General features: G+C 46.1%; 4 protein-coding genes. All 4 read left to right on the top strand.

Features of this window, described 5'->3' with window-relative positions; translation table 11 throughout:
* Positions 1 to 293 precede the first annotated feature (293 nt).
* The 4 genes from ACFQ0C_RS00980 (at position 294) to ACFQ0C_RS00965 (ending at position 24964) form a co-directional block, all read left to right on the top strand.
* Positions 294 to 5606, top strand: coding sequence for a hypothetical protein (locus ACFQ0C_RS00980; RefSeq protein ID WP_379363085.1), 5313 nt, complete (start codon positions 294 to 296; stop codon positions 5604 to 5606).
* Between the two features lie 99 nt (positions 5607 to 5705).
* On the top strand, positions 5706 to 13637 hold the full coding sequence (locus ACFQ0C_RS00975) for an S-layer homology domain-containing protein (RefSeq protein WP_379363083.1): 7932 nt from the start codon (positions 5706 to 5708) through the stop codon (positions 13635 to 13637).
* 7858 nt (positions 13638 to 21495) lie between these two features.
* Positions 21496 to 24225: a chitobiase/beta-hexosaminidase C-terminal domain-containing protein gene (locus tag ACFQ0C_RS00970; RefSeq protein WP_379363081.1), complete on the top strand. Its 2730-nt coding sequence runs from the start codon at positions 21496 to 21498 to the stop codon at positions 24223 to 24225.
* 31 nt (positions 24226 to 24256) lie between these two features.
* On the top strand, positions 24257 to 24964 hold the full coding sequence (locus ACFQ0C_RS00965; protein WP_379363079.1) for a S1 family peptidase: 708 nt from the start codon (positions 24257 to 24259) through the stop codon (positions 24962 to 24964).
* Positions 24965 to 25115 lie beyond the last annotated feature (151 nt).

Here is a 25115-nt window from a genome sequence, read left to right as displayed (position 1 = left end):
TGTGCCTGAAGACCTGGAGCTTACGTTGCTTGCACAATCTAAGGGAGGCAAACGGCTGTGAGTGTGTGATGTATTTTTGTGAAAAAGCATCTGCATTTAGTTAACTTTTCATTAAAAAAACGAATTTTTAGAGAAAAAGTAGAATAATGACGAAAATGTTTAGTATTTGTTTAGAGGTAAACTTTAAAATAGGAAACATAATGGTTGTAAAGAACTAATATCAGTTGTGAGAGGGGTTAATGATGGTTCTTAAGGACTATAAGCTTGTAGAAATTTAGAAGGAGGTTGTATGGATGTTTAAAGGCAAGTTCATCAACAAGTGGATCGCAATAGCTCTTACGCTCAGTCTGCTTTTTTCGCTGCAGCCTAATTGGTTTGCGGGTGAGGCGAAGGCGGCAACGGTAGGTGAGGATAAGGAAGTACGCTTCGGTGCCGGTACAAGACTTGGAAATTTGTCGTATGATGCAGACAATTCGTTTTTAAATTTTAATATCGGGACGGCTGGGTTTACGAAAATAAGCTCTTCCGGAACTATCGATTGGGCTGATGGTGGCGTATATCCTAATGGTGACGACGGAGCCGGAGTCGATCTTACAATCAGAGTCCAAGACAATCCAACCCTGCTAGCCCTAGCCCAGAGTGGACATGCGGAAGCAGTTGTAGGTTGGAATAGGCTACTTTACAACGAATTTGATTGTGTTCTCTTTTGGTGTAAGACACGAGTTACATCAGCAACTATAGAGATTGATGGTGTGAAATTATCTGATAGCTCGCATCAAGGGACCACATCCGCGAAAAGCATGAAACGTATAATAACACCTACATCTGTTATTAAGGTAGGAGCTAGTGTTGAAGGAGAAGGTGCTGGAGCAGTTGGACTTTACATCAAGTTTCAGGATAAAACCCGTCCGAAGCTGACTGGCTACACGTTTACGGGTAACGGGGCCGAGAGAGACAATACGAAAATCAATCAAAAAGAACTGTATGTGAAACAAAATGAGAACATTACCTTTGCCTATGATTTCAGCGAGCCGGTCAAACCAACGACATTGGTTGCAGGCAATGCTGATTATTTTCTGCGTCATCCGTTGTTTGTCAATCCAGACGGGACTGGCTTGCCTGCAACTGGCGAGCAGCAATATTTGAAGAATGAAACCTATACGACAGCAAATTTAAAAACGATTCATTCAAGCATTGTTTACCGCTATACAGGATCAAAGTATCACCATAGCGGGAATCTTCCCCTTGAGCCGAAAATGACAGGAACTACCTCTGGTGTAGCTCCTATCGATATGACCTTGGAGGAGAAATTGAGATCAGCGGATTTAACGGATGAGGCTGGTAATGCAGCTGTCATTGAATTCATCAACAAAGCAAGCGACTCTAGCAATAGTTATTTGAGAACTAAAACCGTAAATCCTTTTGACTACAACCAGCAGGGGTATCGTGTCATTATAGATGCAGTTGCCCCTAAGTATACGAAGGTCGGCAACGGGATACAGCCGGAAATCGTCACTGGGGTGACGTTGAACAAGGATGATACCATTGATTTCACGCTCCAAATGACCGAAGAGGCTGTTATTAAGGTAGGCTGGGATGTAAAGAAAACGTTTATTTATCTCAATAATGGCGAGAAAGCCTACTATGTAACTGGAGAAGGGACGGCCAATTGGACGTTCAGAACCAAGATACCTACAGGGCTGATGGTAGAGACTCCGCTTTTGAAGGTCATTGCTCTATCGCATGATGACAAGCCAGGTTTAACCGATACTAACGTCATTCAGGATTATGCGGGCAATATGCTGATTCAACCGGCTAATTACACAGGCATTCATGTGGATGGCGACCAATCTAATGTCAACTCCAAGATAGATTGGGCCAAGCTTTCCATAGACAATACGAAACCGGAAATTTCCTTTCACTATGAAAATGGTGGTGCTAGTGATCAGATTTTCTTGAAGAACGGTAAGGTTACTATAGACGCCAACGACCCGCCTTTACTTATCCCTTCATTAGATCCTAATGTCAGCGAACGCGGTAAAGAAAAGCCGAGCAATGGCATCTATCGTCCTTCCAATATGACGGGACCCGCTTCTCCATCTGTAGGTCTAGTCTATTACTTCTGGAGTCAAAGTGCGGCAGATCCTTTTGCTTCCAAAAGCGGTGATAATTTTGCAGCGGTAAAAAGGTACGCGATAGCGGGGAAACAGCCACGAGAAGATTTGTATCCGGGTGATGAATTTGCAAAATTTGATTTTAGTGTTGTGAATAACAAAACCAACATGATTGCTCCTCCGGCTGAGGCTTTAACGGAAGATAAGAGCGGATTGTGGTATTTGCACAGTTGGACAGCCGATATGACCTGGGATTCGGCAAGAGAGCTGATGCAATATGATAAAAAGAAGAACTATGTTCAGAGCCACCCGGAACAGTATGAGGCCTGGAAAGCCGAGGCTGCAGGCTCAGAAGCTGACAAAGTGTTTTATGCGGACAATAAAGCACTAGCGGAAGTCGGGCAATATGGCAAGTTAGATGTTTGGCCGCTTACTGATTACAAGAAAGAAGATTCAAACTGGTCCTATAATGTGGCAACGATCAAGCTGGACAATAAAGCGCCAACGATTACCATAGGTCCGGCTGTTAATGACAACACGGTCGACGTTAAGGTGCAGGTAACCATCTCAGACGATCAAAGCGGAGTTAAGAGAAGCTTTTATCAATGGATTAAGGAAGGTCAGGAACCGACCGAGCAATGGAATTCCATAGCGTCGGCAGCAGGACAGGTACTTTCTACCTTGAATGAGGTAATTGAAGATGGAAAGTACTCGTTATATATCAAATCCGAGGACTTAGCAGGCAATGAACGGGTTACCAAATCCGCTAATGCTGTAACCATCAACTCTAATGTTCGTATCCCTGTAAGTTTTTCACCTGAAGCTAATCCAAACTATGTTAAAAGTCATGATATTGAATTCCACATCAGCGGTCTCGGATCCTCACAGAGTGTTACAGGAGCAAGCTACGGAAATTCCGTTTCTAATTCGACCTATGGGTCGCAGTCAAATTCCGTTAGTTCAGTAACGTACTCCACTTATTCCAGCCTCATGGCTGGTGTGCCGACTGTAAGTTATGCTTTCAGCAAGGACGTTTCACGGCCTACAAAGGATACAGACTATACTCTGTTTACAACGTTTACGGAATCGAATGGACAGCGGACCTACCTTGTTCCGGCAAACAAGGGTATAGAAGGGGAGCAGAATATTCATATCAGAGTGAAGGAAGCAGACAACCGGGAGAATTACTTCTACAAGTCATATAAATTCGATAATACTCCACCCAAGGTTAGCTTCAGCACGAATGGAGTTGCTTATCCACTCTCTTCTCATAAGGTAATCGTAACCGTTGAAGATGCCGTCAGCAAAAACGTGACTCTTAAGAAATACAAGTGGGTTAAGAATGGAGAAGCACCTCCGTCAGAGGACCCAGACAAATGGACGGATTTGCCCGCTACAGGTGAAACCGAAATTACTAATTCAACTTTGGCAGTCGGAGAAACTAAAGATTTCCAATTATATGTTTGGGCTAGAGACATTGCTGGAAACAGCATAATAACAGGCACATCCGGGTTCTTCAAGGTTTCCAAGAACGGAGGAGTGGAGGTGCCACCAGCTGAAGGGAAGTCTGATTTGATCTATGTGTATGGAGACAATGAAGATGGATATACCGCTATCGTGAAGCTGAGTCTCGACACATTGGATAAGAGTGGCTACGAATATTCCGTATCTCCGGATGGTGGCCAAAGATGGTTGAAATGGCGTCCTTATACGAACTTTGTCTCAATTAAGGTACCTACGAATAAGGTAACGGATCTCCATATTAAGGTGAAGTATAAAACACCTGGTGGAGCAATTGGAAACGAAATAGATTTAACGAGCGGTTCGGTTCAAGCCGCTGAGCCTATATATGCCTTGGCAACTCAAAGCACTTTAACACCGGTAAATCCGACCAAAGGGGTAGATATTGACATCGCGGCTCCACTCGGGATTAAAGTAGTGGCCTCGGCTGTGAATCCATCCGTTCCGGTTCGTACAGGCAATAAATTCAACGTTAAGACTAATGGCTACTATTCCTTTGACCTTACAGATACATCTGACGCCAGCAGAAAAGATACGCTATATGTTGTAGTCAGCAATGTGGATGGGGAAGCGCCTGTTGGCAGCATTACCAAATTAATCACAGCCAAGACTAACGGCAACGTTTCGGTAAAGCTCGATGCTTCAGAGCCTATCCTGATTACGAATAATGATGGTAAAGCTGTTCACACCTTCACAGAAAACGGGTCGTTTGAGTTTGAGTTTATGGATGAAGCGGGCAATACGGCCAAAGCACCAGTCACAGTTGACAATATTTACAAGGAAGGACCGCAGGTCAAGGTTGTACGCTCCTATGCATATGGAGAAAATGGAAGCCAGACTTTTAAAACGATCAAGGATGGAAACGGGAATGTCCTTCTAGCCTCAGGTGTGACACTTGAAGTGCAGAACGTAAATTCTAGTTCCCCAGCCTTTAGAGTGCCGGATGGAAAAAGAGTAGTTTCGTTGCAGCAAAATGGTGTAGCCTCCTTTACGGTGTACGATGATTACGGCAATATGACGACGATCAAAGAAGAAGTAAACAATATCGTCTCAGCCGTTCCGAAAGTGGATCAAATCATCTATACGTTCGTGGACGATGCGGGTAACGAACTGCCGGCAGACAAGCTGGTGAATATCAACGGTCAGCCTTATGCGAAGGGCAATGTGAAAGTGACACTGAGCGGACATATGGATGCACCGAATAAATTGTTTATGGGTGTTGTTCCAGATTTGGACAATTATTCGAATCAGATAAGTGGTCAGGATGGGAAGTTTACTGTGTCCAAAATTTATTCGGCACAAGGCTCAACGCTTATCGGGTTAGTGGACGCATTAGGGAATGTCAATAAAGTTCCTGTCACTATCAAGGGACTTGATAACAAAGCACCTGAACTCCAGCTGAAAATGGCTACCGTGGCTGTTGCACAAAACAAATCCAACTTTGATTTCCGGGTAGATTTGGGCGGGTTCACAGTAACCGACAACATCTCCCAACCGGATCAGATTAATGTTGCGATCAGCGGATTGGATTTAACGAAGCTTGGACGCCAACGGGTCACTTATACAGCGAAGGATCAGGTTGGCAATACAACAGTCGCCTACCAGGATGTAGTCGTTGTCGGTTCGGATGGCATGCTGATCTTTGCTAATGACATCCTCATTTCCAGCTCCAGCGGAGAGACGGCACTATTTAACACCAATAAGCTGACCTTTGGCATTTCAAGATACAACTTGATGGACGTTAACGGTCAGGAGCGGGTCAATGAATGGGGAACCTTCGATCTGCTGTACCAGCCTGGTTTATATCGCGAAGGACAAATGAAATATTTGGCAAGCAAAGTTTCCTACAAGGAACTGCTGAACGGCCATTACGAAGTCACCTTCCCACAGGTTGGCTGGTATACGCTGATTGTAAGAAACCAGGAACGTGAACGTGAGTATGCAACCTTCTTTATTGGAAAAACGGAATAAAAAAGAATGGCGGCAAGAAGATGAAGGATGGGACATGGGAGTGTCCCTTCTTCACTTGCAGTCATTGTTTTCAGAATGAAAGGATTAGGAGGCGCTCAAGTGAAGTTATTGAAAAGAACGCTTGTGCTTGTATTGGCTTTTATACTATTTTTCAGTTCTTTGTCCGGGGTTACAACCGTTCTTGCAGCAGAGCTCACTACACCAAAAGTAACGGTGCTGCAAAATGATTTTATAAAAATTACGGTTGACAACAATACAGGACGCTTTGGCATCAGAACGGTAGAGGGTCAGCCGATCAGGAAAAATGATCAGAATGTTAACATGCTTTTTCGGGGGGATGATCCGGAAACCTCGTTTACGACTTTTCGGATCGATGGCACCGATTATATTTTTGGGAATCCTTACAAGTTTGCGGTGGATTTCTTCTCAGAGGTCACGAAGCCCCAAATTGTAGTAAACAATAACGGCACCAAACAGATTGAGACTATCTGGAGCATTAAAGGTGTTGAGATCAAACAAATTTTAATGCTGTATGCAAGTGCAGCAGATAAGAAAAATGCGGGGAATGTAAATATCCGTTATGAAGTCGTTAACCGAAGCGGCGCTGTGGTACAGATGGGAACGCGCCTATTGCTGGATACAATGGTTGCCGGCAAGGACGGACCTGAGTTTCAGATTGGTACGGCTTATAAAGCGCCTCTAATGGTGGAAAGAAAGCTGGTACATAACCCGGAGAACGATCCGACGATTTCCGAAGAGGACAGAGCTTTGTACAAGCTGCCTCCTTATTGGGTGATGAGGGATAAGCTGGATTTGACTAATCCCTTGGCTACTAATGTTATAGCCTATGGATTTAACAATTTTGCTGAAAAAAATATTAATATCGTCGATGAAATGATCGTTGGACATTGGAATGGGTTAGCGAACACCAAGTGGGATTACACACCTAACCCTAATCTTGATTTTACAAGGGATACCAATGATTATGGAACTGCTGACTCAGCAGTTGCCTTCTATTGGCAGCCGAAGGCGCTTGCCGACAAGGCTGCGCAATCGTTTGAAACGGTATATGGATTAGGGGAAATCATTGAACCGGATAAAATCTTTTCCATCCGTTACATGGATACGCCTCAGCAGTTGGCCACATTGAGCGATAACAGCAATTATGTGGGTGAAGGCATATTTGATATTATCGCGGAAGTAGAAAATTTGGCGATGTTCGGTATGGAACATTCCAATATTACCGTCAATATGGAATTGGAAAGCGGACTTAATTTCGTCAAGCTCGATGAAGTGGGCAATATAGTTCGGGATGCTAATGGTAAACCGGTCACAGAGACTTTCCGCAGCAAGGAGCTGGAATTCAAGAAGACAGCAACGCCGGAAGAGGCGGCACAAGGGATCAAGCCTAAGTATAAGCCGGGCGATTCGATTACCGCTTCTTATAAAGTACAGGCCAAAGGCAAGGCATGGCCTACAACCAAACAGTATATGCTTACTGCGAGAAGCCCTGAAACGCGTGCCAAGATTGAAGGGGTTGAGGATGAGGGAATTAAAGCGCAATATGAGTCAAATAAGGCGAACTTTATGTTGCTGCCTGCAATCGGACAAGCTGCAGCGACCTATGCTTACGGGCTTTCTCCTAAAGAGCTGTACAGCAGCGACGTGAAATATCTTACGGTTAACCTGACGAACATTGAGGCGTACAATGCAGGCAATGACGTTGCGCCGCCGAATTTCGACTTGTTTTTGAAAGAAAAGGTGACGGGGAAGCGATACAAGGTTCCTGTCAAGCAATCGGTTATACTCCAAGCAGCAGATGACGGCTTTTCGGGGGATATGCGGATAACCTACAGAGGCGGGGATCTTGTTGACCGTGTAGGGAATGTAATCCAAGCAGGTCTTGGACCCGAACTGCCTCTCGGAGACTATCAGGTCCAAATCGATTTTAAGGGTGATGCCGGAGGTGACGAAGAGCTTGCCGCACTGTTCGATATTACGACTGGACAAACCTTCTCGGTAACGGATAATCAGCAATCACGGGTCAGAGAGGCGAATATTCTCGCCGTTTATAAGAAAACGGTAGATTTAAGCCATGTTAGTCTTCCATTAAGTGACCGGCAGCTGGCAGAGATTAATGAGGCCTTTCCCGGCAAGCCGTTCAAAAAGGGAGACGATTTATTCTCGGCGGTGACCAACTACAAGAAAGCCAAAATGTTTGTGGGGGCAGCCAATAAAGCTTTGGATCCCAAATTTGATTTGGCTGAATATACGAGTAACGAGTCATTGGCTGAAGTAGCTGCCTACAACTATCAAATGTTTGGGTCGGATGAAGAAATGGCGGAATTTTTCGAGGATGAGGCGAAAGAATCGCTAGTAACGATCCGAGGTATGATTAAAGAGGTCGGAACCGGCAATGACAAGCAGGTCATTGTTGATACGAAAACTGAGCCTGCCATTATTAATGATTCCGTAGCTTACAAAGGGAAAGATATGGTGTTTGTAAGAGGGAAGCTCGATGTTTTCGGAATCAAGAACAATGTTAACGGTTATGACAGCATGCCTTTCTTTGATACGCTGTTTGTTAAAGGGGATGGAAGACTTAGCGTTGCAAACAGCGGCTTCGTGTTCCACCAAGGGGAATGGACCCTGGATTTCTTTAATGGCTTCGATAAATCTTTAGGTGAAGAGCTTGTTATCGATAATGCGACTTTTCCTGATAGCGGGGATAATGAGGAAGATGATAGTCTGAATGGCGCGCTTAGCTGGGCGTCCGGAGCGTTGGGTGATCGGCTGAATCCGTTCAAGCAGCTGATGATAAGCCAAATCTATTTTAACAAACATACTTTGTTTACAGGACCAAGCTTTTATATTTCGGGCTTCAGTTTTTCTTTTAATGACTTTATTTTAAGGCATGGCGGCATTTCTTTTGGCGGCAAGCTTTCCATGAAGGTTATAGACGCGGAGGTTCGCAATGTTATTTTTAATGACAAAGGCTTTGTAGGGGTCGAGGCTGATCTTAAATTCGATCTTAATAAAGAATTGGGTTTGTTCGAGCCTAGCGATAAGAAGCCGAAAAAATCCGAAGAGGCTAAGGAACCAAAGAAGCCAAGTGGTGAAATCAATATTGTCCACTACGTGCAAGATATGTCGGAGCATGATATTGCTAACCGCTACGGGATTAAGTTCGATGCTCAGCTGAAAAGCATGCTGGAAATCAAGGCGGAGCTTGCTTTTAAAAAGGTTGCGGATGGGCGGATTTTGCCGGATGTCGTTGCATTTGGTACTACGCTTGGCAAGCCGGGCGTGCTTATAACTGGAGCGACCTATTTAACGGCTGTACGGGGAGCCGTAAGAGAGCTTGCTGATACGATCGCTGGCGGCTCCAAAAACGACCCGTTCCCGCTTGTCGTGCAAGCAGGAGTAAGCGTGAGATTCGGTATAGCACCGGCTTATCACTTCGGCGACATTGATCTTACAGTTAAGCGGACTGGACTTGCTTTGCTAGGGAAACTGGATTTCTCCACAGTACCTGAACCTGAAGGCGATCAGCTTCTGCCAATGCTAACCAAAGCACTTCTTGAGGCCCAATGGGTGACTCCATGGTTTGTAAGGCTGGAGGCCGAAGTGGATATTGGCGGATTTGATATCATTATCGGTAAAGCCGGGATTTTCGTAGGGCAAAATCTGGAGAAGCACAGAACCGATTTTGAAGGGTATATCGGAGCCAAGGTACAGATACCTAGCGATGTGCCGGTGGTAGGCGGAATGCCACTGTCGAGCGTATTCTTCGGAGTTAATAACGAAAAGATATGGGGCAGTGTGGGGATTCTCTTTATTTCACTAGGCCTTACTTATTACTGGGGAGGCGGGGTTGAATTCGGCACCTCCGGTGAGGGCTTGCCTGAAGGCTTTATCCATCTGCTTGTTCAAGATCCGGAACGAGGGCCAAGGCTGCTTGTCATCGGGCAAGGTGTTGAAACCTTGGCGACCTCCAGGATAGATACAGAATCAGAGAAGCATGAGATTGTCTACCGCAAAATAACAGAAGACATCAGCCATCTGGATACAGATAGCATGAATGCGGGAATCGGCGGCATAACCGTAAAAAATAGCGGACGTGTGCACGAAATCCCTATGAATAGCGTCAGCGGAAATGCCATTATCGAAATGGAATATGTAGATGAGAAAATGCCTAACTTTACCTTGAAGGATGCAGAAGGAAAAGTGTATCCGATTGTATTTGACAACACGAACACCAATCCTGCAGCTAATGCCTTCACTCAATTTATTGCAGCGGGCAATTCCAAAGACAAAGTGGATGTAAGAAAAGCTTATATCATTCTGCCTCAGGATAAGTTGAAAAATGGCGGAACCTGGACTTTGACGGCCGAATCGGGTGTTGATACCAGACTGCTTAACGTACCGGTCGCTCCTGGACTTAAAGATATTAAGTTGAACAAAAATGGTGCAGATCCTAACAAATTTACTGCTGCCTGGAGCGTGGAAAATGCAAAGCAGGGAGATACGATCAACCTGTATTTGACGAAGGATGCTGAGTCTAACCAAACGACTAAAGTAACGAGTGAAAAAGGAACAGTACTAGAGGTATTGCAGCCTGGCGAGCCTGGCCTTCTGATTGCCAAGGATTTGCCGGTTAATAAAAATGGCGGCATTACCGGCTCAACGACTAATGGAAGTGAAGTCATTGATGTTACACAAGTAGGGCTATTGGGTGACAAGGAAGATATCCGCGGCTTGCTGCAGCAAGGGGAATACTATTTGCGTGCTGAGCTGAAGTCTAGCGTTGCCTTTGGCACCAAGACATCAGCTGAGAAATTCGAAATTATTGATCCTCTGGCACCAGCGGAAGTAAGCGAGGTTGCAATAGAGCCTGCAGGTAATGGATACTTTAGTCTGTCCTTCAAGCCTGCTCCTACCAAAGCAGGGCACCAAGACTATGAGCAAAGCTATAGAATTGAAGCACTGCAGGAAAGCAGCGGGAAGCTGAACAAGTATCCAAGCTTTGCGGAAATGCTGCTTACGAAGGATGAACTGGCCAAATATCTGAATAAAGAAACAGGTAAATATGAAGGGATTCCTGTTGGTGGGTGGACTGCATTGTCTACTTCCGACAAAATTGATGATACGAAATTAAACGGAGCCGTTCTTGATTTAAAGGATGTTCATTATTCGGGTCTCGAGGTTGGACAAAAGTATGTAGTAGGAGTATCGGCAGCTAACAAGCCAACCAAAGCTGCAGACAAAAATGAAAATTATCATTTTGCAGGAACCATTCACAGTACAAATGAGCTTCTGCCGATTCCTGTCAAACCTGTTTTGAAAGCACAAACAACAAGCAGTCAGCTGAAAGCGTCCGAGCACTTCATCGAGCTTGTAACCAATCAGACAACGCAAAGCTTCAATTTTGTGTCGGATCAGCAGGATCTCGAGGTAGAAGCGTTCTACTCCGAGAAATCAATCGGCAAAACAACAGCTGTAAACAACAGCCAAGGAAGCCAAGGTACGATTAGCTTTGATCAGTTCAAGACAGATGGAACCTATGCGATCGAGCTAATTGCAAAGAACAAGAAAACCAAAGACGTTTCGGCGACGATGCTTTACTTAACCTTAGATACCAGCCCGCCAGTCTTGTATTTGGATGAGCCGGTTAACGGAGCCAGAGCCAAGAATGGACAAGTAACGGTATCGGGTACAACGTCCAAGGACACGATTCTTACCGTCAATGGCACACAACTAGATGTGCAAACGAACGGTAAATTTAGCGGAAAAGTAAATGTAACACCTGGAGTGCCTAACGAGGAGCTAGTTATTATAGCTAAGGATGCTGCGGGCAATGAGAACAAAGCTTCCGTTGTCATCACTAATGATGGATTTAAAGTGCCTGTGGCTCTTGTGTTGAAAACATTGCCTACTTTAAAACCAGGGGGAAGCCAGGAGATTGCAGCCTTCGTGAGAGTTCCTGACGGTAAAGATGCATCGGGCAAGCCTAAATTCAGAGAAGTGGAAGTAACGGGCGAAGACAAGAAACGATTAAGCTATGCTGTAGCGATGGGTGAAGCTGTTAATGTCGGAGAGAATGGGACTGTATCCGGTGTTGCAGTCGGCGCTAGTCTTATTGAAGGAACGTATACCATTTCTGAAGGCGTGTCTCTTCAATCTATGGTAGTTGCCTCCGTGGCAATGCCTGCGGCAGACGGTCTGGAAACTATTAGTGCGTATACAAGCAGCATTGAAGGAAATAACATTGCCACAAAGGTAATTGTCAACTCTGCGGGAGATTTGGCTGGACAGCAGGTAGTTTATAAGGTGACGGCTAAAGGAATGACAGTTGAAATACCGAAATACAAGCAAAATTTGAGCGGCTGGAGCATCTTGCCTCAGAGTGGCCAGATTGCTGCAAGTTCAGGTGATTCTGTAGTTGTAGCGAAAAGAACGATAGGCGAGAATTTAGCCACGGCCGTGTCCGGTAAGCTTTCAGCCAATGTGTGGGGTCTTCCTCCGCAAATGGAAACTATTACGGCCTATACAAGCAGTATTGAAAAAAATAGCGTTGCCACTAGGGTAATTGTTAGCTCTGCAGGAGACTTGGTTGGGCAGGAGCTTGCTTATAAGCTAACGCCTATAGGTAGAACAGTCCAGATGCCTCAATACAACGAAAATTTGAGCGACTGGAGCATTCTGCCTGAGAATGGACAGATTCTTGCAAGCTCAGGCGATTCCATAGTGGTAGCTAAACGAACAATAGCTGAGAAATTGGCTACGGGCGTTTCCGACAAACTCACTGCGAATGTGTGGTCTTCCCCAAGTAGTCCTGGAGGAGGCGGTGGTGGCGGAGTCTTCGTTGGATCATCAAGCAGTCAGATGACCATCAATAATCTCTCCATCAACGCAGATCGCAAAGACGATAAAGTAGAAGCTTATATTAAAGCCAGAGATGTTGAATCGGCCAAAGAAATTAAGATTGCTTCCCAGGATAAAACGGTTCAAGGCTTTACGTTCCATTTTGATAAGGGAGCTGTGGAGCAAGCTATCAGCAAGCAGCAAACGATCAGCATTGAAGTGCCGATGGGCAAGCTGATGTTGACTCCAAATATGCTGGCCGGTATGGATCAGGAGCTAGTGATCAAGATTAATTCAAATGGTGAAGCTGCAATAAGGGGTCTATCCGGTATTGCTGCAGATGTTAACGGCAGCTTGCTCGGATCAGGACAAGGCGCTGCTATCGAGATGAATATCCCGGAAGCCGGTTGGAGCTCCTATGTGAAAACTCGGGTAGCAGTACCTGAAGGGATGCAAGCTGGGGATATTACGGCAGTTATACTGCAAGGACCGGATGGAAATTGGACAACGGTGCCTTGGAAGCTGGCTAATGAAGGCGGCGCGGCCTATGTCGATGTTAGTCTGACCGGTAACGGTAATCTGGCCTTTATCCGTAATAACAGAACCTTTAAAGACGTCAGTGATAGCCATTGGGGTAAAGGAAGCATTTCCGAAGCAGCATCCAGACTGTTTGCTTTAGGGAAAGATGCTGACCGGTTCGAGCCGGACAGCCGAATTTCCAGAGCCGAGTATCCTACTCTGCTGCTTCGCGTAGCGGGGCTGATGAATAAAAATGCGAGCAATAGCTTCAAGGATGTCGCAAATGAAGATTGGTATAATCGCAGCGTATCCATTGCAGCACAGCTCGGAATTGTGAACGGCTTGCAAGATGGATCCTTCGCTCCTCAAGCAACATTGTCTAGAGTAGAGGCGATGACGATGGCAGGACGGACGCTGAACGCGCTCGGACTTGGCCAGGATTTGAAGGATGAGGAAGTAAACAGCATATTAAGCGCGTATAAAGACCGGGATTTAATTCCGGACTGGGCTAAAAAGCCGGTAGCATTGAGTATCAAGAATGGCATTATTCAAGGTGAAGACGACCGTGTCAATCCTCAGGATGCACTGACTCGGGCACAAGCGGCAGCAATTGCAGTAAGACTTGACCGATGGATAAGCGGTAAATAATCATCGAGGAGGTACCCACACAATTCGTATGATTTGTGTGGGTAGATCCCGTTTAAGCGATCTAAATCAATTGAGGCGGTGCAAAGATGGCTCCAAAGCAAAAAGCAATCTTCGGTTCTGCATTTATTGCATTATTAATTGCAGTACTTACATTTTCACTAGTATTCATGGCGAATGCCAGCAGCGATAAATGGACCGATCATGCGGATACATTATGGTATGATCCTGTATATAATACATTCAAAATCGATACATCCGCGAAGCTGGCGGGGGTTGCCAAGCTGGTCAATGACGGCCGTACTGCAGATGGGGCGTTGATTAATGGTTTCAGCGGCAAGGTGCTGGAAGTTGACCGTGACCTGGATTTGGCGGCTTACCAGTGGGTGCCTATTGGAACTAAGGCAGCTCCGTTTAAAGGAACGTTAATTGCCAAGGGTGGACAAACCTATAAAATTTCCGGAATGAAAATTTCAGGGGATTTGAATTATGCGGGGCTTGTAGGGTATATGGATGGTGCCACCGTAGGCGGCTTTGAGTTTACAGCTACCGGAAGTATTGATGTTGTTACCGTTAGCAACAGCGTGTACAACAATGTCTACGGGGACAATGGCGTTTATGTTGGCTCTGCTGTCGGTAAAATGATCAACAACAGTACCGTATACAATATTACGAATCAATTGAATGTAAAGGTCAGCACAACTATTACTAACGTTTTTGCTGGCGGTGTTGTCGGGTCGGGTGAAGGAAGCATTTCCAACTCCAACAATTATAAACCGGTTACGGCCTCAGGTATGGATACCCATGTGGGGGGAATTATCGGTTACGGGGATGATGATGGGCTTAAAATCAAGAAGGTCATGAATAGTGGCCCCATAGATGCAAGTGGTAGCGGGAAGCTGCATGCCGGAGGTATCGCGGGCTTCGCTTATGGATTCATTAAGATGGATGAAGATGCAACACCAATAAGCAATTCGGCTTCGATTAAGGTAACAGGCGGAAGTGGCGGTTATGCCGGTGGAATAGTGGGGAGAGCAGGAGCAGACATTACTTTCTCCAACAACACAACCAACACCGGTGCAGTAAGTATAGATTCTCCGCAGGCTAGTGGCACTTATGCTGGTGGATTGGCAGGCGCTATTACAGCTGAGCAGACTCAGACTATATTCTCCATAGTGTTTACGAATTCGGCGGCCATAACTAACAAAGGCGGGACGAATGTACATACTGGGGGGATTGCGGGATTTGTTGGCAGCACCTTCAAGTGGGATAAAAGTTTTACTAACAACGTAAGTATTACAGCGGCAGGAACACAGCAATTATATAGCGGCGGATTAATCGGCAAGGTTTCCGGCGACATCACTTTTAACAGCGCAGCCAAAAATACTGGAATTATTTCAGTTTCCGGCAGAACGGTATCACAAAAACCGGATGAAGCTTTTACAGGCGGAATCATCGGTTTTGCAAGCAAACGTGTATTATTTGAAAGCACAACAAACCGAGCGTATGAAAATAGCGCAGAAATCACCGTAAATGGAGGCACCGGCCTATATACGGGAGGGATTGTATCCAATCGAGCCTATGCCAGAGCATCTGGGGCTGTCAGCAATAATGTATACAGCATTGCAAAAATTACGGTAAATGGACAATCGAAGCTATATACAGGCGGTTTTATCGGATTAGTTCCTGATGAAGGCGTCGATAAAATAATATCAGGTGCCGAGTTTGCGAGTGAGATTGCAGTAACGGGTGCAGCCTCAGACCCAAGCAACACGATTAGTACCGGGGGAATCGTCGGTTATTATGTCAACCGAAGCGGCGTGGGCAGCATAGATTTAACCAAGTATCAAGGTGTGATTTCCGCTGTAGGCGGAGCTGAAACCTATACCGGAGGAATTGCCGGCTATATGGATGGCGGTACGCTTTCGCAAGCTACAGTTGGAAATACCGGAACTACAGAAATCCCATTCGCTGCAATTACAGCGGAAGGAACGATTGGCGGAGTTGCTGGATATTCAAAAGGAACTATTAGTGGTTCAACGGTTAAGTTCATAGCTTTAACCAATAAGCTGAACGGTGGATTTACAGGTGGAGTAGCAGGTAAGGCACAAGGGACAATATCCAACGCAGCTGTTGGGGTCGAGAGCTATTCGGATGGTTATAGTGTAAAGCTGGAGTCGACAGCCGACACCGTTACAGCCGGGGGTATTGCAGGACATAACGACAATGCTTTGAACGTTACAGGCAGTACGGTAACTAACATTGGCCTTATCAATGAATTAGGAAGAAACGGATATACGTTGGGCGGTGTAGCGGGCTTCCTCTCAGCAGATGCGATTATAGGTGAACCAGGAACCCCTATAAAAGTGAGCAAGCTGGCAATCGATATTAAGTCTGCGAATAGTCAGATCGGTGGAGCTATCGGGATCAATCATTCGCCAAAGGTTTATGTACAGTCGGAAAACCTGACCATCAACATAGCGGCTGTTCAAGCTAAGGTCGGTGGTATTTCAGGAATTCAAGAAGTAACTAAAGGCAGTATACCAAGCGATGTCAGCACTAATGCCGCGCATCCGCTTAAAGCGAAGGGAATTACTATAAAGGCCCAAGGGAATAATGCCCGAATCGGAGGCTTGTTCGGTGAAAATCTCGGAGATACGCCTAGAGGCTTCGCACATAATGTGAGCATCACCACGGAAGGCTCGTCGAACCAAATCGGAGGTATCGCGGGAAGAAATACAGGTTCCATTACGAGCAACGAAGCTAGAAACATTATTATTGCCTCCAAAGGAATTAGCGCTGAGGCCGGGGGTATTGCTGGTCGATCTGAAGCAGCGGACAGTACGGTAGCACCAGCATTGATCGTTAATTCATCGGTATATGCCGAAGAGGAGCCGCTCATCACTGCAACAGGAGCGAATTCATTTATTGGCGGTATTGTCGGTATGGCCAAGAGCACAGAGATTACAAATCCAGTTATACGCGCTGAAGCCCCGGATTATGCAATGCTGGCGGTAAAAGCGGACCATGTGATAGCCGGAGGAATTGCCGGTCAAATCGAGCAAGGTAAAATCGTTGGAGACGCGACAATGACGAATGTGGAGAATCTGATGGTTTCCACCTCGACCGATGCACCTAATGCTTATGTAGGCGGAATAAGCGGGTATAATCTCAAATCTAGAATGGAAAGAATCGTCGCTGCTAATGTCAATCTGATTATCAATGGCGAACGAGCTATTGTAGGTGGTATGGCCGCTTACAATCAAAGCACAGCAACAGCCATTCTTGTGAACAATTATATAGCTCAGCTTAATCTTAAAGTGAATGCATCGGCTGCAGCCTCAACCATCGGCGGCATTATCGGTGTCAACGATAAGCAGAGCAGCGATCCGAGCACAGCTCCAGGCATAGCGGTCAGTACGATTCAGAACAGCCGTTATGTAGGATCGATTCAAGCATTCTCACCTTCAACAGTAACAGGGGGAATGGTTGGCGAGAACAGAAGCTTGATTGCCAACAACAGCATCACCGATAAGATTCCTGTTGCTTCCAAAGGGAATGACAGTACGCTCGGCGGTCTGGTCGGTCTGAACACGGAAACAGGTACACTTTATTACACTTACAGCAACGCAAACCTTACGATTGAAGGGGAGAACACATTAGCTGGCGGGCTCGTAGGCTACAATAAAGGCCAGGTCATTACATCCTATGTGGATATAGATATCGCAAGCCACGCTTTTGGTACAGACGGAAACTCTGTGTTCCTCGGCGGTTTGATTGGAAGAAACAGTGGAATTATTGAGAAGTCTTATTCAGCTTCCAAGGTAACAGCCGCTGGTGCATATACGAATGTAGGCGGTTTGGTTGGTGACCATGTAGAAGGCTCTATCACCGATTCTTATGCAGCCAAAGAAGTTATCGCAAGTGCAAATGGATCTTATGCCGGAGGACTTCTGGGAAGGATCGCCAATGGTAAAGTGACTACCAGTTATTCAGCCGGTCAAGTTACGGTGGGGAATGGTGCATATGCCGGTGGCTTTGCCGGACGTTATGATAATCCAAGCAAGGAATTGCTTTACAAGAACTACTATGTAAAAGATGAAAACGAGCAAATCAATAACGATTTGCCGGATTTCGCAGAAGGAGACCATCGTTGGCTGCTTGTGCATGTGCGATTGAGTACGATTTTATCGTCCACGCTTAAAGAAAGAGACATATTCCCGGGCTTGTCGGGATGGGATTTTACTCAAGCCTGGAAGTACGGTTCGTTGAATGCCGACTATAAATATCCGGAGCTGCACCGTAGTGCCAACACGGGTGGAGACGGTGGCAGCGGCAATGATGTGAATGCCAACATCAACTGGTACATGCGGGATAAAGGCGCCATTAATTTTGATATTAAAACAGAAGCAGAGCTTGCAGGACTTGCTGCGATTGTTAATGGAGCGGTCACAGGTGTTGAGAAATTTGCATTCGAAGGCAGAACGGTTCGAGTGTTGAATCCTATCCACATTCAATCCAATCAGTGGGTGCCTATCGGTAATAATGAAGCGAATGCTTTCTTAGGAACATTTGAAGGTAACAATTATTTGATTGATGGGCTCAAGCTGCTGCCGGATCAATCGTATTCAGGCTTGTTCGGAGTTATTGGGCAAGGGGCAAAGGTTCAGCATATGCGGTTGGAGCCTTTATCCGTAGCGGGTAATCAATACACCGGTGTCTTAGCGGGACTCAATAAAGGGACAGTCTCTCAAATTGAGGTTAAGCTATTGAATGCCGGGACTATTAGCGGAAATATCGTTGGTGGAATTATCGGTAAAAACGCAGGTGCTCTGGAAAAGCTGTCTATGACATTGGATGGCAACAGCCGAATTGAGGCAGTAGGCAATAACGCTGTTGCGGGCGGCATCATTGGCGATAACACGTTTGCTTTGAATCCTCAGGTTATTGATCTGAAAACGCCGAGCGGTAGCATCGGCAGCTCAGCTGCCAACGCTACTATCGGTGGAATCATCGGAAAGCAAACAGGAGATTTTAAAGGATTTCGTACTGCAATAACAGCTGCGTATCCGATTTCATCTACAGGAGCCAACAGTACAGTCGGTGGCTTGATTGGTAATCATGTGTCAGGCAAAGCTGATGATTTGATCGTTACCTTTACAGATGGAACCTTGCAAGCGCTTGGCTTGGGATCAACTCTGGGCGGTGCGACCGGTCTATCCGATGCGGGGAATCTGATCAGCAATGTCAACATAACAGCTAATCAAGCGGGTCAGCATATGACCGGGAATGGCATCGTTGGAGGCGTTGTAGGGGTTAAAACAGGCAAGGGTACGAATGCTTTTGATATGGAAAATGTAAAAACGGACAAGGTTGTTCTATCTTCACTTGATGGCAGCACCAATTCGGTCATTGGCGGTATTGCGGGCAAGCTGTCTCAGACAGTGGTCCATCAGGCAGTTTTCTCAGCATTTATTAGAGGGAAAGGTGACAGGGTCACGGCTGGCGGTATTATCGGCTATGGTATGGATTCGATTCTTTATCAAGTAGATGTGCTGTCGGACATTACTTCGGTTTCGAGGGCAGGCGAAAGCGCCGTTGGCGGCGTTGCTGGTATTATGCAGTCAAGCAACGTAGATGCCGGTCTTGATTTCGGTAAGCTGATTCCTTTTTACAGAGGTATCTATGATGCAGTCGTTCACTCTAAGGCAATGGAAGTTAAAGGTGCAGATAACGGACCTGATCTTTACGTAGGTGGTGTTGTCGGCAAAAACATGGCGGCTTCAATCTATAATTCAAGGTCAACTTCCGATCTTGCTGTCAATGGGGCGAAAATTGCTGCTGTCGGCGGCGTAGCGGGCTATAGTGATGGAATCATCGTCAGCTCTTCGGCCAGCAGTAATATCAACGCGGATACAAGCACGATTTATGATGTGGGCGGCGTTGTAGGCTGGACAGCGGGCGGTGCCATTCACTATTCGAATATGAACGCTCCAGGCGGGCAAAAGATTACTGTAGGCAGCGCCATTACGAAACCAGGCGTCATGCCGGCTACTCGAGTCGGAGGGTTTGCTGGCAATGGAGATAATACGAATATTACTCACTCCTATGCCAACATCCCGGTAATTGTCGTGTGCACGAATCAGGAAAATACGATTTATGCCGGCGGTTTTGCCGGACTGCTCGGTGATCTTAGCTCAGGCAGCGGACTTATCCAACAGGTCTATGCCAAGGGGATCGTTGATGTCAAAGGTATAACCGGCTCTTATGCAGGAGGTTTTGCCGGGTCTATAGATCATTACAGCATTTCAGATGCATACGCTACAGGCAGCATAACTAATACAGGCTTTGATACAAGCAGCGGCGGCTTCGCGGGAGCGGTGGAAAGACGCGGAATCGTCAAAAATGCTTATGCCATCCAAGATAAAGTTGCGACCATTGGAATTAATCATGCAACACGTTCTTATGGCGGCGGATTTGTCGGATATAACGACGGAACTTTAGATGGCGTATTTGCTAAGGTTGCTGAGCTTTCCATGAGTGTTAGCGGTGCTAATGCTTATAAAGGCTCGTTGGTCGGTTATAACTTCAGGGACGGTAAAATCGTTCAGTCCTCCTATGTAGGAGCTTTGAATGCTGTAGGATACAATTTGGGCAGCACGCCAGGAGTTGTCCAAGCGGATAGTACGAATTCCTACGCTTTCGGGAATTGGAATTTTGAGACCGATCCATCCTTTTTAACCGGCAAAGAGATTACAGAAGTTGTCATTAAAAACCCGAAGCAGTTGACAAGCATAATTAGACTCTACAATGATACAGGTCTCGACTATTTTCGCTTGTTTAACAGAACTGCAACAGAAAAGCCGGTTATGAATAAGTTTAGTCTTGGTGCAGATATTGACCTATCTGGTAGCTCTTGGACTCCGTTTGCAAGCTTCAGAGGAGAGTTCGATGGGAAAGGTAAGAAAGTAACGGGACTCAAACTGCTGGCAGTAGGATCAGATTTGAATGGATTCGTGTCCGAAAATTACGGAAATATCACTAATTTGGTATTTGAGGATGCAGATATTGTGGCAGGTTCCAAAACAGGTGGTGCTGCTGGGGTTAACCACATCGGTGCGAGCTTAAGTGATATAGTAATCCGCGGTAAAGTTAAGGGTAACGACTATGTCGGCGGTGCAGTCGGAGACAACAAAGGAACTGTTGTTAACGTGACTGTGGAAGTCTCTAGCGTGGAAGGTGCTAATTACGTAGGCGGTGTGAGCGGAGTCAATAGTGGCTCAATTGCCGGAGCTGTGGTAAAAGGAGACATCGCAGGTACAGGCAATTATGCTGGCGGTATCACAGGCTCTAACGAGGGACAAGTGAGCAAAGCAACCTCCAGAGGAACGGTACGTGCATTGACACCGGGTCTTACCCTTGCAGTAGGAGGGATAGCTGGTGAGAACAAGGGCAGCGGAACTATTACCGAAGTGTTCTCCTACTCCGATGTTAAAGGCAACAATTCTGTCGGAGGAGCGATCGGAGATAATAAAGGAACTATCTCTAACGCGACTGTGGAGGTTTCTGGCGTAGAAGGTGCTGATTACGTAGGCGGAGCGATCGGCGACAATAAAGGAACTATCTCTAACGTGACTGTGGAAGTCTCTAGCGTGAAAGGTGCTACTTACGTAGGCGGCGTGAGCGGAGCCAATAGTGGCTCAATTGCCGGAGCTGTGGTAAAAGGAGACATCGCAGGTACAGGCAATTATGCTGGCGGTATCACAGGCTCTAACGAGGGACAAGTGAGCAAAGCAACCTCCAGAGGAACGGTACGTGCATTGACACCGGGTCTTNCAATAGTGGCTCAATTGCCGGAGCTGTGGTAAAAGGAGACATCGCAGGTACAGGCAATTATGCTGGCGGTATCACAGGCTCTAACGAGGGACAAGTGAGCAAAGCAACCTCCAGAGGAACGGTACGTGCATTGACACCGGGTCTTACTATTGCAGTAGGAGGGATAGCTGGTGAGAACAAGGGCAGCGGAACTATTACCGAAGTGTTCTCCTACTCCGATGTCAAAGGCAACAACTCTGTCGGAGGAGCGATCGGAGATAATAAAGGAACTATCTCTAACGTGACTGTGGAGGTTTCTGGCGTAGAAGGTGCCAGCTATGTAGGTGGTTTGACTGGAGTCAATAGTGGTTCTATTACAGAAGCCGCGATCAAAGGTGCAATCACAGGTTCAGGCAGCTATGTAGGTGGGATTGCAGGCTCTAACGAAGGACAAGTGAGTAAAGCAACCTCCAGAGGAACGGTACGTGCATTGACACCGGGTCTTACAATTGCAGTAGGAGGGATAGCCGGTGAGAACAAGGGCAGCGGAACTATTACCGAAGTGTTCTCCTACTCCGATATCAAAGGCAACGACTCTGTCGGAGGGGCGATTGGAGACAATAAAGGAACTATCTCTAACGTGACTGTGGAAGTGTCTGGCGTAGAAGGCGCCAGCTATGTAGGTGGCTTGACTGGAGTCAATAGTGGTTCTATTACAGAAGCCGCAATCAAAGGTGCTATTACAGGTTCAGGCAGCTATGTAGGTGGTATCGCAGGCTCTAACGAAGGACAAGTGAGCAAAGCATACTCCAGAGGAATTGTTCGTGCAACTGCACCAGGTCTTACCCTGGTAATAGGAGGGATAGCCGGTGAAAACAAAGCTAGTGGAACTATTTCTCAGGTATTCTCCTACTCCGATATTGAAGCAGCTTCGAGCTACTCGATGGCGGGCGGTATAGCGGGGCTGAATGAAGGTGCTATAGGCAACAGCTATTCATCCGGCCGCGTTAAAGCGGAAGGTACGGAACAGTCCAAAGCAGGTGGTATCGCAGGATATGCTGCTGGTGGTGTTATCAATTTTTCGTTGAATTACGGAGAAGTTATTGCTGGAGTTGATGGAAAAATTTTGACTGCTAAAGCTTATTTCGGTGGAATAGCGGGTCAAAAAGAAGATGCGGCAGTTGTTTCTCATACAGCGTTTAACAAACAAATGTTAAAAAGCAATTCTGCTTATTACATGGCTTCCGGCACGCGGGTGACCGGTGACAATAAAGAAGCGGCAGGAATGTTGGCTTCTGAGCTGACGGGAACTTTGCCAGCAAGTTTTGACTCTTCCTTATGGAAAGCAGAGCAAGGGTTCTATCCTCAGCTATCTGCATTCAGCGGAACTGTAGGTTCCAAGCTAAGTGCAGCTGCAGTTGTTTTAAGTAAAACAGATTTGATTAATCTCATTCGTACTGGTTTTGATTTAACGAAGGATGCTTCTGTGGTTTGGTCTGCCAATCCTAACGAGGCTTTAATCAGCAATGAGGCCGGGACCGTAAGAGGCTCCCTGAAAACAGTAGGAAGTGCAGTGTTGACCGTGTCTTCAAATGGTGAGAGCAGAACAATTACGGTCAATGCTCCGTCCCTGAAGTACAGCGTGGCAGCAACAAAGCCTAAGTTCTCATCAGGTGACTTTAATTTCACTGATCAGGTTACGGTTACTTTAAGTACAGATGAGCCTGGAGGAAAAATATATTATACATTGGATGGCAGTGTGCCGGATGCTTATTCAACATTGTATACAGGTCCAATTGTACTAAGAAGTACGACCAATTTAAAAGCCATTACTGTTATAGATGACAAGGAGAACAGTGAATTATTAACAGGCATCTGGGTGAAAAGAGAAAGCAGCGGTGGTGGAGGCGGTGGTGGTGGCTTTGTCACGCCAGCAGCCCCACAACCGGCAGTTACCGCTCAAGTCGGCCAGACAACTGTGAAGGGTAACAGCGACAGCAGCACTTCCTCTACCGTAGCGATGAACAGTAAATTGAAGCTGACGGCACCGGAAGGCCAAATTATTTATTATACAACCGATGGAAGCACTCCTACTACGAGCAGCACTCAGTACATTGGAGAAATCATTATTACGGGCAATATGACGATCAAGCTAATTACCGATAAGGATGATCGAGTAATAACGATGAATTATCAGGCAGAAAATGCCAAATACGATCTGAAAAGCGATGCCGGTCAAATTAAATTTATTTCCGGCTATGAAGACGGCCAATTTAAGCCGGATGCAGCTATGTCCCGATACGATCTTATCCATGTTCTTGCTCCATTGCTGAATATGGAGGAAGTGAGTGTACAAAATCGATTTAAAGATGTGAAATCAGGAATTGAAGAGTTAGTAGCATTCTTTACATCAGCCGGCATTGTAGACGGATATCCGGATGGAACCTTCGGCGGGGAGAAAGGCTTGTCGAGAGCCGAGTTTGTAGTGCTGATGTCCAGAGTGATTAAGCTGGACATTACAAGCAATGGGGAAACAAGTCTCTCTGATGTTAGAGGCCACTGGTCCGAGAAGTATGTGAATGCCTTTACGAAAGCTGGATATGTACAGGGCTTCCCTGACGGTACCTTTGAGCCGGATAGTCAAATTTCAAGAGCTCAAGCAATCGTGGTCATCAACAGAATCACGGGTGCGCAAAAACAAACTCTACCGTCTAAATTCAGCGATCTAACTCCTGATCATTGGGCATTCGATGAGATCATGCCAGTTGTGAAGTAAGATTCGAAGGTGTGGAAAGGCGGTTTGGTGCTTGAAGAGAAAACTAATTAATTTAAGTGCAATTGCACTGATTTCGTTAATGGCCGGCATACTCTTTTTTGTGAATGTCAGTCTCAATGTCAAAGCGGATGCACCGGTTTTGCATAATGCGGAGGAGATCTACGAGCTCTCCGATGACGCTGTATTTTACATCCGGTCAATGAAAAGCGATGGTACTCTAATAGCCACCGGCACAGGCGTGCTGCTGTCCCCTAGCGGGACAGCAGCTTCTGCTTATCATGTGATAAAAGAGGCAGAGCGGATTGAGGCGACGTTTAATGATGGACGGGCAGTTGGTTCTATAGAGGTCCTTAATTTTGACGAGCTGACGGATATAGCAATTCTAAAGCTTCCTGATCCACAAGCTGTAATGGCGAGTGGAGCGTTATACCATTTTTTGCCAATAAGAGAAGCGGCTGTGAAACACGGGGAGAAAATATTTGCCGTAGGCTACCCTCTAAAAAACACTCCAATTATTACCGAGGGAATTATTAATACCCCGAAGGCGGAGATCAACGGCAGGAATCGAATTCTGACATCGGCCCAGATTGTTAGCGGAATGTCGGGGGGGCCTGTTATAGATCCGTCTGGTCAATTGGTCGGGATTATATCGGGTTCCATGAGGACTATGAATAACATACATCTCGTGATTGATACCTCTGATATTCGAAGCGCACTGCAAACAATTCCAGTAAAGTGAGTTTAATGCAGATGCTGTCTAATTATTTGGATGAAAACATTTTAATGCTGCAAAGTTCAGCGGGGGTGTTGTACTAATGCATAAAAAAAGTGAATGAGCGCCCAGTCAAGATCTGCTATGATAAAGGAAGCAAATAGAAAACTTTCAATTG

The sequence above is a fragment of the Paenibacillus sp. GCM10027630 genome (assembly GCF_042676305.1).
In the GTDB taxonomy this organism is placed as follows: Bacteria; Bacillota; Bacilli; order Paenibacillales; family NBRC-103111; genus Paenibacillus_S.
The sequence above is the reverse complement of the archived record's forward strand: the minus strand, read 5'-3'. Positions and strand labels throughout refer to the sequence as shown.

Bases quoted from the DNA above. Each gene is read 5' to 3' on its own strand.
- ACFQ0C_RS00980 (WP_379363085.1), top strand. From the start codon at position 294: ATGTTTAAAGGCAAGTTCATCAACAAGTGGATCGCAATAGCTCTTACG.